Origin of the sequence: Bacteroides sp. AF39-16AC (assembly GCF_003602735.1) — a bacterium.
Classification (GTDB): Bacteria; Bacteroidota; Bacteroidia; order Bacteroidales; family Bacteroidaceae; genus Bacteroides; species Bacteroides uniformis.
Genome location: NZ_QTLN01000018.1, coordinates 51,333 through 66,524, shown reverse-complemented (window position 1 = coordinate 66,524; position 15,192 = coordinate 51,333). Strand labels below are relative to the sequence as shown.

Below are 15,192 nucleotides of genomic sequence, written 5' to 3'. Positions count from 1 at the left end.
TAAATCGTCAAATCGTAAATATATAAGCCAATTTTGCCGCAAAGGTAACAAAAACAAAGGGCGGCACAAAATGGTTTTGTCCCGCCCTCCATCTATCAGCCCTTAATTTTCAATTTACAAAGTTACTCCCGTCTTGAAGATGGCTATTTCCTTGTAGCCTTTCTTTTCGTTGTTCACGAATTCACCGCTTGCTACTTTGATGATATACTCGATGAAGCGTTCGCAGGTTTTCTTCATCGGTTCGTTCTCGACGATAACTCCGGCGTTGAAGTCTATCCAGCCCGGTTTGTTCTTTGCCAGAGTGGAGTTGGTGGAAATCTTCATGGTCGGCACATAGGTTCCGAAGGGCGTTCCGCGTCCTGTGGTGAACAGCACCATGTGGCATCCGCAAGAGGCAAGGGCAGTGGCGGCTACAAGGTCGTTTCCCGGAGCAGACAGCAGGTTCAGTCCCTTTACTTTCAGGCGTTCGCCATACGGAAGTACCCCTTCCACGTAGCTTGTGCCGCATTTCTGTGTGCATCCCAAGGCTTTGTCCTCCAATGTCGAGATGCCTCCCACCTTATTTCCCGGAGACGGGTTTTCACCTACCGGTTCACCGTGTGAAAGGAAATATTCCTTGAAGTCATTAATCAGCTTCACCGTGTCCTCAAACAGCTCTTTGGTGCGGCAGCGGTTCATCAGGATGGTTTCTGCACCGAACATTTCCGGCACTTCCGTCAGTACGCTGGTACCGCCTTGTGCTACGAGGAAGTCGGAGAACATGCCCAGTAGCGGATTGGCGGTGATACCGGAGAAACCGTCCGAACCGCCACACTTCAGGCCTACGCGCAGTTCGCTTAAGGGAATATCCTCGCGCTGGTCCTGGATGGCTTTGGCATAAAGTTCGCGCAGCAGCTTCATTCCTTCTTCGTATTCATCGCCCACCTTCTGAGTCATCATAAACTTTACGCGGTCCTGGTCATAGTCTCCCAGGAACTCGCGGAACACATCCGGCTGATTATTCTCGCACCCCAAGCCTACCACGAGTACGGCTCCCGCATTGGGATGCAGCACCATGTCGCGGAGGATTTTCTTTGTATTCTCGTGGTCGTCGCCCAACTGGGAGCAGCCGTAGTTATGGGGATAAGCCATGATGGCATCCACGCCCTTTCCGCCCGTTTCGCGGCGCAGGCCTTCGGCAAGCTGGTTGATGATTCCGTTCACGCAGCCCACTGTCGGAATAATCCATATCTCGTTGCGCACACCTACGTCGCCGTTCTTACGTTTGTACCCTCTAAAGGTCAGGTTTGGCGCGCCGGTATTGAGGTTTAGAGTTGTAGTATTGAGGTCTACGTTGACGGGGTTGTATGTGTATTCCAGCAACCCGGACAAGTTGGTCTTGATATTGTTTTCATTCATCCAGTCCCCCTGCTTCTGCGCTTTCCGGGCGTGGCCGATGGGATATCCGTATTTAATGACGTTTTCGCCTTCCGCAAAATCTTTCAGTGCGAATTTGTGTCCGGCAGGAACATCCTCGTTCAGGGTGATTCCCTTTCCGTCCACCGTGAGTTTTTCACCGGCCGGGAGTGCTGTGATAGCCACTGCAACATTGTCGGCAGGGTTGATTTTCAGGTACTTTGCCTCCATCTTTTAAAATTTTCCATTTACCATTTACAATGTACAATTTGGCTGCGCTGCATTAGTATTAGTCCCCTTCCGCATGGCCGAATTGTACATTGTAGATGGTACATTGTACATGCAACTATTTATTGTAATAAAACTCTATATTCTCCTTCGTCAGCAAGTCAATCGGCATGAAGTTTTCCCTTGTGATTTCCTTCTTCAGAATCAGGTATTCGCACAAAGCCTTGATGCCGTCGAATCCTTGCAGGGTGGGCTGCTGTGCTATGAGGAAGAAGATGCTTCCCTGCTTCAGGCAGTCTACGTTGCGTTGCAGCAGGTCATAGCCCATCAGGTTGAAGCCCTTTTTCTCTTTCTTCAGCAGGTATTCCCCGATGATGTATGCTTTGGAGTTGAAGGTGATTCCGTTCTTTACGGTAGGATGCTCTTGGAAGAACTCGTCCAGCATCAGTGTGTCCTCGCTGTCGCGCTTGGCATGCAGGTCCAGTTCCCAGATGCGGCAGGCGGGATGATGCTCCTGCATGTATTCGCGGAAACCTATTTCGCGGCGTTCCTGCTGGTTCGACCCCACGATGCCTTCATTTATCTTGCGGAAGATGACGATTTCCTGCGCGTCTTCTCCGGCAAGCAGCATCAGCATGCGGGCGGCAAAATATCCGCTCTGGTGCGAGTTCTGCCCGTAGAAGGAGAGGGCGGGCTCTTCCTTTATGTTGGAGTCTATATATATATAAGGTATATTATGTTGCGTCAGCTCATCCGTGAAGGGCTTGGTGTATTGCGGAACGGTGGGGGCAAACATCACTCCGTCCGGCTCCAGTGCCAGAATCTGTCCGGAGGCTTCCGCGAATGAATGATAGTCATACGGGTCATAGTAGGAGAGGTGCACGGCCACGTTGAAGTCAGAGTAAGTCTCTACGGCGTTGTGTATGCCCGTCTCCACGTCTGTCCAGTATTCGCCTTTCTCGTGCAGTGGCAGCAGGCAGGCAAATGCGTACTTCTTGTTCGAAGCCAGTGCACTGGCATACATATTGGGCTGGTAATCCAGTTGTTTCAGGATTTCTTCCACCCGCTTCCGGCTGGACTCGGACACACCGCTACGCCCGTGAATCACACGGTCGACGGTTCCCACGGATACATCGGCCATCTTGGCGATATCCTTTATTCTGACTCTTTCCATCTGTATATTTACGATTTAACGATTTACGATGTACGATTGATGTTGCTTTGGCTACGATTCTACAATGTAATCTCAATCGTCTAATCGTAAATCGTTAAATCGTACATCTTCTTGTGCTCGCACACAATTATAATCTTAATATTTTCGATACAAATATATGATAATTTTTTGTATTTCAAAAATTGTTGTATCTTTGTGCCCGCACACGAAGACTGTGAAGAACGAATATTATTTTGATTTACTCTCCATAGTTTCAGGTGTTTAAGTTCTGTTTATATCTTGAAATAATAAATTGAAAGGAAACAAATTAATTTCATATTAAAATAAAACATAGAAAGATTATGGGAAAGAAAGTAGTTACATTAGGTGAAATCATGCTGAGGCTGTCTACTCCGGGAAACACCCGTTTTGTGCAGTCCGACTCTTTTGATGTGGTATATGGCGGCGGCGAGGCCAACGTGGCTGTCAGCTGTGCCAACTACGGACATGATGCTTATTTTGTAACCAAGTTGCCGAAACATGAAATAGGCCAGTCGGCTGTCAACGCATTGCGCAAGTATGGCGTAAAGACGGATTTCATTGCGCGTGGTGGTGACCGTGTAGGTATCTACTATCTTGAGACTGGTGCTTCCATGCGTCCCAGTAAGGTAATCTATGACCGTGCACACTCCGCCATTGCCGAGGCAGATGCGGCGGACTTTGATTTCGATGCCATCATGGAAGGTGCAGACTGGTTCCACTGGTCAGGTATCACTCCCGCCATCTCCGACAAGGCCGCCGAGTTGACCCGCCTGGCTTGCGAGGCTGCCAAACGTCACGGCGTTACGGTGTCGGTAGACCTCAATTTCCGTAAAAAACTCTGGACCAAAGAAAAAGCCCAGTCCATCATGAAGCCTTTGATGCAGTATGTGGATGTCTGTATCGGCAATGAAGAGGATGCTGAACTCTGTCTGGGCTTCAAGCCCGATGCAGACGTGGAAGGCGGCAAGACGGACGCTGAAGGCTACAAGGGAATCTTCAAGGCGATGGCGAAGGAATTCGGCTTCAAATACGTAATCTCTACGTTGCGCGAGTCTTTCTCCGCTACCCACAACGGCTGGAAAGCAATGATTTACAACGGCGAGGAATTCTACGAGTCAAAGCGTTACGACATCAATCCTATCATCGACCGCGTAGGTGGCGGCGACTCTTTCTCAGGTGGTATCATTCACGGCCTGCTGACAAAACCCAACCAGGGTGCCGCCCTCGAATTTGCAGTAGCCGCTTCCGCCTTGAAGCACACTATCAACGGTGACTTCAACCTTGTTTCCACAGAAGAGGTAGAAGCGCTGGCAGGAGGGGATGCAAGCGGACGAGTACAACGCTAAGCTCATTTACGATTTGACGATTTACGATGTACGATTGAAATTACTTCTACAGTGAACTCGGAGGAATTGAAAATACGATTGAAGGTGTTCTCTTTGAGAATAATCAAGATGGTAGATTGTATGCCTAATCGGATTTCGTCAATGGCTATAGCTAAACAAATAGTACGTTCAGGGACTTCACCTGCTGCCAATTATAGGGCAGCTTGTTTGGAAAAGTCTGATAAGGATTTTCTGAATAAACTGAAAATGGTAGAGGAAGAACTGGATGAAACTATACACTGGTTGGAAATTATTGCTGAAAGTGAGATGATTCCTGCTAATAAACTGCTTGGGTTGCAACAAGAGGCGCATGAATTGTATAAAATAATAGTGAGTTCTATTGTCACTACAAGAAATCGGTTAGCAAAGGAAGTTTGAATCGTCAAATCGTAAATAAAAAGAATAGATATAAAGTAAAGTAATATTAATCGTAAATCGTAAATCGTCAAATCGTAAATAAAAAGATGAGTAAATTTGATAAAATCTCAGTATTGAATAAGATTGGTTCTACCGGAATGGTGCCTGTCTTTTATCATAAGGATGCAGAAGTTGCAAAGAAAGTTGTAAAGGCTTGTTACGATGGAGGTGTTCGTGCGTTCGAATTCACGAACCGTGGTGACTTTGCCCATGAGGTGTTTGCGGAAGTTGTGAAGTTTGCGGCCAAAGAGTGCCCGGAGATGGCTATGGGTGTAGGTTCCATCGTTGACCCTGCTACTGCGGCGCTGTACTTGCAGTTGGGTGCATGTTTCGTTGTAGGCCCGTTGTTCAACCCGGAGATTGCCAAGATTTGTAACCGTCGCCTGGTAGCCTATACTCCGGGATGCGGAAGCGTTTCAGAAGTGGGCTTCGCGCAAGAAGTAGGGTGCGACCTCTGCAAGATATTCCCGGGCGACGTGCTTGGTGCCAAACTCGTGAAAGGTCTGCTGGCTCCGATGCCCTGGTCCAAGCTGATGGTGACCGGTGGGGTGGAGCCGACTCAGGAAAACCTGACCTCCTGGATTAAGGCGGGTGTGTTCTGCGTAGGTATGGGTTCCAAACTCTTCCCGAAGGATAAGGTCGCTGCCGAAGATTGGACTTACGTTACAGAAAAATGTAAAGAAGCTTTGGGGTATATTGCCGAAGCAAGAAAATAAATAAGAAATTCATTTTGTTTAAAGGTGTTTAAAGGGGACAGCCATCGAAGCGTTTCGGCGCTTCGGTGGCTTGTTTTTTACTGGAAAGTATACTCCCGATGAACAACAAACTGTTTATAAGTGTAAACTACACCCTTAAACTCTAAAACAATGTTATAAAACATGCGAAAAATGTGCCGGTATTTTGCGTGCGCGGAGAAAACACTTACCTTTGCAGTGCAGTTGGGAAACTGCATTTGGATTTGATAAATAATAAAAACAGTTTTCAATAAAGGATATTAGTTGTTAGGTAAAAGGATTGAAAATAGATTTTTTTCATAAGCTAAATGTTTTGAATAAATAGGTAAATTAGGTAAAGGTAAAAATTGGATTTTGAAGTTTTCAGAATAGGTAATTGAAGTTTTATTTTTCAGGTAAAGAGAAAGATTGATTTTTAGGTAACATTGACGCAGTTTAAAAGAAAAGCCTTTAAGGCTTTTCTTACAGGGGCGAGGGGTTCGTGAGAGCTTGCTCGTTTTTTTATTCCTATATTCTTCGTATTTTTAGTATATTTTGTCCAAACTCTACTTCTTTTTTGTATCTTTGTGTCGGATACCCATTAAAAACAAGCGGCAACTCTAAAGCTTAAATGGCTCTGATTTTGGAACATATATTGAATATACTCGATTGGCTTTTATACATATTGTTTGCAATAAACATACTGTATCTGTTGGTTTACAGTCTGGCGTCACGCCGGCGTGACCTGCCTCTGCCTCCTCCGGCCAAGGAACACAAGCGTTTTGCCATACTGATTCCTGCCTACCGCGAAGACGCAGTGATACACGAGTGTGTCCATTCATGTCTTGAGCAGGACTATCCCGCCGCCTGCTTTGATACGGTTGTCATTTCGGACCGTATGCAGCCCGAAACCAACGCTTCCCTCGCTGTGCTTCCTATCCGTCTGGTTGAAGTGCATTTTGAGAAAAGCACCAAGTCCAAATCCCTGAATGCCGCCATGGCTGCCATCGGCAATGACTATGACATCGCTTTGGTGCTCGATGCAGACAATGTCATCCCCTACGATTATCTGAGCGATGTCAACGACCTCTTCGCCAATCCGGAAGTCGAGATTGTGCAGACCCACCGGAGTGCCAAGAACCTGAACAATGACATGGCCCTGCTCGATGCCATCAGTGAGGAAATCAACAATACCATTTTCCGTCTGGGGCATGCCAAGCTGGGCTTGTCTGCCGCCCTTATCGGTTCCGGCATGGCGTTCCGTTATGACTTGTTCCGTGACACGATGGCGGACATCAAGGCTGTGGGCGGTTTCGACCGTGAATTGGAGCTGACCCTGCTCTATCGCGGCAAGCGTTTTTATTATCTGCCCGAAACCTTTGTGTTCGATGAGAAGATACAGAACACCGGTGATTTCTCCCGTCAGCGCCGCCGCTGGCTGTCGGCACAATGGTATTACTGCCAGACCTTTGCCAAATTCCTATGGAAAGCACTTGCTGCACGCAACTGGGACTTCTGCGATAAGCTTTTCCAGCAGCTTTCCATTCCCCGTCTGCTGCTGATGGGTTTCACGTTCTTTTTTTCCGTACTATTTACGATTTATCGCTGGACGTGGGGACTGAAGTGGTGGCTGCTTCTGGTTCTGCTTGCTGTGGCATTGCTCGTTGCCGTTCCCAAAAGATTCTGTACCAGCCGCCTGGCAATGGCCCTGCAAAAGATACCTTACACTTTCCTGCTGATGGCGGGAAATATCTTTAAGCTGCGGGGGGCAAACAAGAGCTTTATACATACAAAGCATGGGGTGGTCGAAAAATAGAAGAGGTGCATTTACGTGAAACAAATAAGTCTATAAGCAAACAAATGATATACGGAAAAATCACTTTAGAAGATTGGCGTACAGCCTGCGTAGAGGGGGAAGAGCCGGAATCTTCTTTTGAGAGTTATAATCTGAGGCTTTTCTTTTTCGGAACTTTGTATAATCGGGACACCTTGCAGGTAACCCCAGATGATACCAATGCCAAGCTTGCTGATTTGGAGACCACCATCAACCGGGTTATTCTATTCAAAGCCTCCCGCATGGCGCGGATGTTCGGCAATAATCTGGTGTTTCCTTTTATGGATATGGAACTTTTCCGTTTCCTGCAGGAGTTACCAGTCAGCCTGAAGTGCAAGGGGGACAGTGTGCTCGACATAGCACGCGGTCGTTCCGTTTCCAAGTATTTGCTGAAATATCATTATAAACCTTTGCTTCCCGAAGCCATTACGTCGAAAAAGAAGCAGGGCGGTTTTGCACCCATGCCGTTGTTCTTCCGCGACAAGGCACGGCGTGCCCGCTTCAAGGAATTTATCCTTTCTTCCGGCATTATGGGCGATTATCTGCGCCGGGATGCGGTGGAGAAGTTTCTTGCAGATTATGAACAAGTTGCAGATCAGGCAGGAGGTTGGTTCTGGTATAGGCAGAACAAGGCTTTGCAATACTTCAATCTGTTGACGCTTGTTGTGTGGTGGGAAGAGTTTGTGGAGGAACGGGAGGTGAAATTCTGAAAAATACGTTTAGTATTGTACCCACAATAATTATATTTTCTATCTTTGTAAGAAAAGCATGGAAATGGAAGATTTTAGTAATCAAGATACTCATATTTATGATGATGAAATAATCATTCGGGTATTGAATGATATTTTTGAACGTTACTTCTTCCTTCTTCAGGACTTTTACGTTTCTTTTAAAGCAAAGACAGATGAATAGAGTCTTATGGCAGCAATATGGATTGAGTGAAATAAATGGGAAACGTATTATGGACGTTTTTTCCCGTTTTTCAGAGGTGCAAGAAGCTGTATTGTTTGGTTCCCGTGCCAAGGGCAATTATAGGCAGGGCTCGGATATTGATATTGCAGTAAAGGGAACGGTTTCTAAAGATGTCTTGTCAGCGCTTCTTGTTGCTTTCGATGAAACGGTATTGCCTTATTTTGTTGATATAGTGGTTTATGACCATATCAAGAATATAGCATTGAAAGAACATATCGATAGGGTGGGAATTTGTATTTATTCGGCATTATGAAAGTATCTGTCATCATTCCCGTTTACAATGTTGCCAAGTATATAGAGCGATGTTTGTTGTCTGTTCTGAACCAGACTTGGCAGGATTTGGAAGTAATTTTGGTGAATGATTGCACTCCGGACGGCTCTATGCAGATAGTAAAAAAACTTATATCATCGCATCCGCGCGGAGCAGTGGTGAGGTGCCTGGAGCATGAAAAGAACAAGGGACTTTCTGCTGCAAGAAACACCGGTATTTCAGTGTCTGTGGGCGATTATCTGTACTTCTTGGATAGCGATGATTATATTCCTGCGAATGCAATAGAGCTTTTGGCAGAGGCAGCGAGGCAGAAGCAAACGAATTTTGTGATAGGCAATTATGAGGTGACCGGCGCCAGACGTTGGGCTCCTCCTTTATCATTAGGTACCGGGCTTTATGAAGGGAATGCTCTTGTACTTTCCAATTATGTGCAGGAAAAATGGTATGTCATGGCATGGAACAAACTGGTGAGTCGTCCTTTCGTTTTGCAGCATCAACTCTATTTTCAGGAGGGCATCGTACACGAAGATGATTTATGGTCATTCAAGCTGGCATGTATGGCTCAAAGTATGTATGTTGTTGATGAGACCACTTACTATTATTCTATGCAGCCGGATTCCATCATGCGGGCGCCGTCTATGCGTAATTTGGAATGTCGTGTGCTGGTGCTTGGATATATCTATGATTTTATCCGGTCTTCCCGGTGCTTGCAGGATAACCGGCAGATATACATATTCTTTGAAAACTTGAAGGCTAAATATTTTGACCGTATTCTGTATTTCACGAAAGATAAATCTTTTTATTATCAAAGTTATTTGGTCTTTCGGAGCAAAAAGTATGCATCTTTGTTTAAAATGGTGGGGTTACGGCCCGTATGGAAGCTGATGTTGCAGAACATCCATTATGCGCTTCCTACATATGCCGGCTATTTGTATTTTAAGGCTTTTGTGAAGTCAGCCTATTATTTGCTGGTGATTTCTATAAAAATGAAGGCTGTGTTGCGTGTAAAATGAGCGAATATGAGTAATGTCCCGGAAATATCCATTATAGTACCCGTCTATAAAGTAGAAGAATATTTGTCACAGTGTATTGACAGTATTCTCGTACAGACATTTACAAACTTTGAATTGTTGCTGGTAGACGACGGAAGTCCTGACCGTTGTGGGGAAATGTGCGAAGAGTATGCTCAAAAGGATGAGAGAATAAGAGTCTTCCATCAAGAAAATGCGGGGGTCAGTACTGCACGAAATAAAGGATTGGCTGAGGCATATGGAAAATATATTGTTTTTGTAGATTCGGATGATTATATCTTACCTGCATATCTGGAAGATCTATATAATGAATTGTCTGAACATAAAGGAAGTGGGGTTGTAATAGAATCAGTCATAAAACTATATCCTAATGGAGTTATGCAACCATCTGTTTTCCCGAATTTAGATTTTTCTTCAGAGGACAGATTTCGCGTGTTGACAGACTTAGTAGATAAGAATATAGGTTATCCTCATAGTAAGATATATAGTAGAGATATTATAAAAAAGTATAGTCTTTCATTTTTGTCATCAATATCTTTGCTGGAAGATTTTTTCTTTTTATTGGATTATATTCAATATGCTGATTTTATTTTGATACGTAATATTTCCAATTATATATATAGAGTAGAATATTCTGATACGGCGTTATCTGTTTGTAATAAGTCGTTGAAAGAGGAATGTGAGATATTCCAGAATTATTATTATAGAGTGATTTTGTATCAGCAAGAATATAATCTAAAAGCAGATGATTTACAATTGGTTTGGAAGGAACTGAAAATATTTTTTCATCGTATTTTGCTGTCTTTATATGTTAGTTTACCAAAAGAATCTTATAAGTTACGAAAAACTTTTTTGAAATCATTGGTACTGACATATTCCGATTGGATAAAATATTGTTTTCGTCCTGACTACTTGTCAGATCGGATTGCTCGATTTTTGTTGTTGAATCGTTGTTATCTGTTTTTTGATTTATGGATGAGAGGCTTGTTGAAAATACAATTTGTATATATGTTTGGTTCAAAAAGGAAATAAATTATGAAAATAGTATTGCCATGTTGGGGATTAGGAAATGTTATGTTTCAGTACGCATTTTTATGTGAACTGCGTTTTAGAGGAAGAGAAGCTTGTTGTTTCTTATTACATAAAAAATTACGTTTTGAACATAATGGATATGAGCTTGATAAATTGTTTAAAGTACATCCTTATAAAGGACTTAATATTTTCCAAAGGATATATATACGTTTAGTAGAGTTCTTGGGGGCTATGGAATTACCTTATTTTAAATTAATCAGCCTTTTCTTTAAAGAGGTAAGTGTTAAAGAAAATTTTATATATTATGATGAGGTATTTCAACATCCACATGAAAATTGCTATTTTAAAGGAACTTGGCAGAGTCCTTTGTATTTTGTTCATGCCAAGCAAGAGATATTGGATACATTTCGATTTGACAAAAGAATGATTTCTTCTTATACAAGAGATGTTTTAAACCAAATAGAAAAGACTCCTAACAGTGTAAGTTTGCATGTACGTCGCGGTGATTATTTGAAACCAGATTTTGAAGGATTGAGTAAATGTTGTCCTAACGATTATTTTGAAAGGGCAATTCAATATATGAAAGAGCATATGGATACCCCGGTTTTCTATGTCTTTTCTGATGATATGGATTATGTGAAGGAAAATATAAAGTTGGAAGACGCTTTCTATATTGATGGTAATAGGGGGAATGATTCTTGGCAAGATATGTTTCTAATGAGTTCATGCAATCATAATATTATAGCTAATTCTACATTTAGTTGGTGGAGTGCTTTTCTTAATTCCCATGACAATAAAATTGTTATTGCACCAAAACGCTGGTGGTATTATTTTGAGACGGATGATGTTGTACCGGAAGAATGGATAAGAATGTAAATAAGAAAAATATGGAACAAAAACCATTAATATCAGTAATAGTACCTATATATAAAGTAGAAAAGTACTTATCATATTGTATAGAAAGTATATTAAAACAAAGCTTTACAGATTTTGAACTGTTGTTAATAGACGATGGTAGTCCTGATGATTGTGGAGTAATCAGTGATAATTGGGCTAAAAAAGATCGACGGATTCGTGTTTTTCATCAGAAGAATGCAGGTTTAAGCGCTGCGCGTAATAAGGGATTAGATAATGCAATAGGTCGCTATGCGGTATTTATTGATTCGGATGACTATGTCGATATTGATTACTTGATAAACCTTTATCGCTTACTTCCTGATTCTCAGATTGGTTTAGGATTTACAGTTCAGGGATATAAAAGGTGTCAAGAAAATGGGAAGGCAATAAAGTCTTTTAATTTCTTTTCTCATGTTTATACTCAGGCGGACATTCCTTCTTTATTTATTGGGAGTGAGATTTACAATATGTTTAGTGCTTGTGCAAAATTATTTGATTGTTGTTTTTTGAATAAATATCATTTGCGTTTTAATACTGCTCTTCGTTTCTCTGAAGATGTGTTATTTGTATTGGAATGTATGTCATGTTGTGATTATATTTCGGTCGGGAATAAAGCTGATTATAATTATATAAGTTATGAAGGCACTATGTCGAAAATAGTGACTCCGTTTGTATCTGAATATACAACTTTTTTTTCATGTAAAACTGTTATAAATCAATATATAGCAAATGTGAAACTGACATCAGTGCAACAACAAGGTATATTTAAGTGCATTCATTTACTGTTTTGCCGTACATTGAAATCTGATTATCATTATTTGGATACTATTTCTGGAACCACTCGAAGAAAACATTTGCGCTGCTTGATTAAAAGTAATATGGACTACCTTGTAAAATATTATGTTCCTGATTATTTAATAGATAAAATTGGACGTTTTTTACTGATGACCCATAATGTTTTTCTGTATGATATGTTCTTTATTACACTGTTTAAATTGAAAGTAAGGAAAATGTTTTGTCCACCTGGTGCATTTTAGTAGAAGTTATTTATGTAATATCCGTCTAATAAATGTACGTATACTTCGTGTAAATAAGAAGAACAGTATAACAGCGAACAAAAGGTAAGTTATGCATGAAATAGTTGCATATAGAATCCAATTGTTGAAAGAAACTTCAGGTGAAAAATCTTGTGCTGGCCATAAATATATACAAACTATTGCTGGTAATATAATTAATATCATATATTTTATATATCTCACCCAGTAATGGATAACTGAAATTTTAAATCCTTTACTATAAAGGAAGTAAGGTTTCCAAATACCTACAATTAAGATAAGGCTTGTGATATTTCCCATCAATATTCCTGGGAGTCCCCATAAATACCCCCCAATAATTGCTACAGTCAAATTAATTACGACCTCTGCAATAGGTGCCCATATGTCATGAAATAAACCGTATCCTTGTAAAAATTGGTCAGTTGCTCCTCTTGTATATCCAACGAATGAGTTGAAAATAATCAAGAATAGAATATGATTAGGCATAATATATTCAGCTCCTAACCATAGTGAAATAAAAGCTTCTGTCAGTTGATATAGGCAGAAAGAAATTGTGCCGGCAATAAGAAAACGAAAACTTAAGAGCTCCCAGAAAACGATTTGAATGTGTTTGGTATTTCCTTCAGCAATAAGGTTGCCTACTCCGGCGCTGGTACTACTGAGCAGATTATTGATGAGTTGGGCTATCTTATCAATAATGAGTGTATAGTTATTATAATAGGCTACAGTTTTCAGTGATACAAATGCATATATGAGGAAAGGGGTTGTTTGAAATTGTACAAAACATGCTATCTTATGTATGAATAACTGTTTGGTGTATTTGATGATTTCAGGATATTTTTTGAGTAGTGATTTTCCTTGTTTGACTTCGCTATGGAGCCATGGGTATGTTTTTTTTATTCTCCAGTTTAGAATAAAAGTATAAGTTATGCCTAATATTAACTCCATGCTAATCCAAAGATAGTAATTTCCTGTATAGTAAGTTAGAGTCATTTGTATTAGGGTTTTTAGCAATACAGCACTTTGATAGTATGCAGTCACTACATAATTTCTTTGGTCGGCGCCTAATAAAGTTTGTTTGTAATTAGCAAAATATCCGATAAGTGAAGTTGTTAAATATGAAAAATAGGCAAAATAGATAACTGATAGTTGAAACTCTGTATTTGAAAATATTAATGGCAAAAAACATGCAAGTAGGCATCCAGCTCCTAATATACTTAGTCCAATCCAACGGTAGATGTATCCGAAGACAGAAATTATTTCATTGATTTTATTTTCATCATGTTGATATAAGGGTTTGTATAATACATATCCTATAGCCATGCCGATGCCCAGTTCTGCGAGATTCAGAAATCCTAAAAGATTAAGTAGAGTACCGGTTAATCCCATAAAATCAGCACCAAGTGTATCTAAAAAAATTTTTCTGGAGAAGAAGGATAGTGCAAGATTTAGAAAATAGAATATCATATTAACCCGAGCATTAAGCAATGATTTCTTTACGCGTGATTCATGTGGCATATCTTTTCTTGTATTATTGAGCAAAAATAACAATAAAATGGTTTGTATGTAGAAAGATGAACAACTTTTTTTATCTTTGCTCTGAATAAGATTCAATGGATAGGATATTAAAAATAGTATATTGTAATCCTGCACTTCATGTTTCAGGGGGTGGGGAGCGTGTTCTCACAGTCAAAGCAAATTATTTTGCTGAAAAATTGGGCTATGAGATACATATTGTCACAACTGATGGAGGGAAATATCCTCCTTTTTTCACTTTACATCCTTCTGTCAAAGTACATCAGTTGAATATTAACTATGATGATTATTTTTCTCCTTGTAGACGTGTTTGGGAGTTCTTCCATAAACGTTACCTACATAAGAAACGTTTGAATAGATGTCTGAATAAGATTAAACCGGATATTACGGTGATTATGACTCGTAGGGAAGTCGGATTCATTGCAAGTATGACTGATGGAAGTGTGAAGATTGCAGAAAATCATGTTGATAAGAGCCGTTATATGGATTCGATGAATCCACATTTGTCGAAATTCCTGCCGATGTGGTTAAAACGTAGATACCGGGAAAATATTATCGCTTCATTAAGTAAGCTTGATAAGTTTATTCTGTTGACTCATGAAGATGAAAAAGCTTGGACGGAACTGCATAATTTGGCGGTTATTCCTAATCCACTAACTATCATTCCTGATGGGGTATCACGATGCGAGAATAAACGGGTGATTGCGGTGGGAAGGTATGAGCATCAAAAAGGGTTCGATTTGCTGTTGAAAGCTTGGAAGGAGGTGGCTAATACGCATAAGGACTGGACAATGCATATATATGGAGAGGGGATATTGAGAGAAAATTTGCAGAAACAGCTGATTTCTTTAGGATTAGAAGACTCATGCTTTTTAGAACATCATACTTTGCAGATAGGCGAATGTTTTAAAACAAGTTCATTGTTTGTTTTAAGTTCTCGTTTCGAAGGGTGGGGGCTTGTCATTGTAGAAGCTATGGCATATGGATTGCCAGTTGTGTCATTTGCTTGTCCGTGTGGACCAAAAGAAATTATAGTTGATGGAGTGGATGGTTTTTTAGTAGAGCCTCAAAATATCAAGGAACTAGCCTGTAAAATATCTTATGTAATTGAAAATGAGGAAATTCGTAAAACTATGGGATACCAAGCCTCTGTAAATGTTCATAGATACGATATTGAAAGGATTGTTCCGAGATGGGTACAATTATTTGAAGAACTCACAATATAAAAAGA

13 protein-coding genes and 1 pseudogene are annotated in these 15,192 nt (G+C 41.0%); 11 read left to right on the top strand and 3 right to left on the bottom strand.

The genetic code is table 11. The features are described from left to right. Positions 1-114 precede the first annotated feature (114 nt). A complete protein-coding gene (locus DW039_RS14645; protein ID WP_120382073.1) occupies positions 115-1,626 on the bottom strand; it encodes a UxaA family hydrolase in 1,512 nt (503 codons plus the stop codon). A 115-nt stretch (positions 1,627-1,741) separates the two neighbouring features. Continuing rightward, entirely contained in the window at positions 1,742-2,797 is a 1,056-nt protein-coding gene (locus DW039_RS14640; RefSeq protein ID WP_005827435.1) for a LacI family DNA-binding transcriptional regulator, read from the bottom strand. Between the two features lie 341 nt (positions 2,798-3,138). On the opposite strand from DW039_RS14640, the gene DW039_RS14635 reads away from it, so the two are divergent. From DW039_RS14635 to DW039_RS14580, 10 genes and pseudogenes are all read left to right on the top strand, one after another. Next, on the top strand, positions 3,139-4,164 hold the full coding sequence (locus DW039_RS14635; protein WP_005827441.1) for a sugar kinase: 1,026 nt from the start codon (positions 3,139-3,141) through the stop codon (positions 4,162-4,164). A 51-nt stretch (positions 4,165-4,215) separates the two neighbouring features. After that, positions 4,216-4,581, top strand: coding sequence for a four helix bundle protein (locus DW039_RS14630; RefSeq protein WP_009038290.1), 366 nt, complete (start codon positions 4,216-4,218; stop codon positions 4,579-4,581). Positions 4,582-4,667: 86 nt separating this feature from the next. Next, positions 4,668-5,336: a bifunctional 4-hydroxy-2-oxoglutarate aldolase/2-dehydro-3-deoxy-phosphogluconate aldolase gene (locus DW039_RS14625; RefSeq protein WP_005837350.1), complete on the top strand. Its 669-nt coding sequence runs from the start codon at positions 4,668-4,670 to the stop codon at positions 5,334-5,336. 640 nt (positions 5,337-5,976) lie between these two features. Further along, a complete protein-coding gene (locus tag DW039_RS14615; RefSeq protein ID WP_117952038.1) occupies positions 5,977-7,149 on the top strand; it encodes a glycosyltransferase family 2 protein in 1,173 nt (390 codons plus the stop codon). Between the two features lie 197 nt (positions 7,150-7,346). Next, positions 7,347-7,877, top strand: a pseudogene (locus DW039_RS14610) (asparagine synthase-related protein); the annotation flags it as partial. A gap of 194 nt (positions 7,878-8,071) precedes the next feature. After that, positions 8,072-8,392, top strand: a complete 321-nt coding sequence (locus DW039_RS14600; RefSeq protein ID WP_016273926.1) for a nucleotidyltransferase domain-containing protein — start codon at positions 8,072-8,074, stop codon at positions 8,390-8,392. Next, positions 8,389-9,423, top strand: coding sequence for a glycosyltransferase family 2 protein (locus DW039_RS14595; protein WP_016273925.1), 1,035 nt, complete (start codon positions 8,389-8,391; stop codon positions 9,421-9,423). Before DW039_RS14600 ends, DW039_RS14595 begins: the two co-directional genes overlap by 4 nt. A gap of 6 nt (positions 9,424-9,429) precedes the next feature. Continuing rightward, positions 9,430-10,473, top strand: coding sequence for a glycosyltransferase (locus tag DW039_RS14590; RefSeq protein ID WP_016273924.1), 1,044 nt, complete (start codon positions 9,430-9,432; stop codon positions 10,471-10,473). Positions 10,474-10,476: 3 nt separating this feature from the next. Continuing rightward, a complete protein-coding gene (locus DW039_RS14585; protein ID WP_061412361.1) occupies positions 10,477-11,349 on the top strand; it encodes an alpha-1,2-fucosyltransferase in 873 nt (290 codons plus the stop codon). Positions 11,350-11,360: 11 nt separating this feature from the next. Then, positions 11,361-12,407 carry a glycosyltransferase gene (locus DW039_RS14580; RefSeq protein WP_016273921.1) on the top strand — a complete coding sequence of 349 codons (1,047 nt, stop codon included), beginning with the start codon at positions 11,361-11,363 and terminating at the stop codon, positions 12,405-12,407. 6 nt (positions 12,408-12,413) lie between these two features. On the opposite strand, the gene DW039_RS14575 is transcribed toward DW039_RS14580, so the two are convergent. Further along, positions 12,414-13,943, bottom strand: a complete 1,530-nt coding sequence (locus DW039_RS14575; protein ID WP_061412363.1) for a lipopolysaccharide biosynthesis protein — start codon at positions 13,941-13,943, stop codon at positions 12,414-12,416. Between the two features lie 95 nt (positions 13,944-14,038). On the opposite strand from DW039_RS14575, the gene DW039_RS14570 reads away from it, so the two are divergent. Continuing rightward, on the top strand, positions 14,039-15,187 hold the full coding sequence (locus DW039_RS14570) for a glycosyltransferase family 4 protein (RefSeq protein WP_061412365.1): 1,149 nt from the start codon (positions 14,039-14,041) through the stop codon (positions 15,185-15,187). The last annotated feature ends 5 nt before the right edge of the window (positions 15,188-15,192 follow it).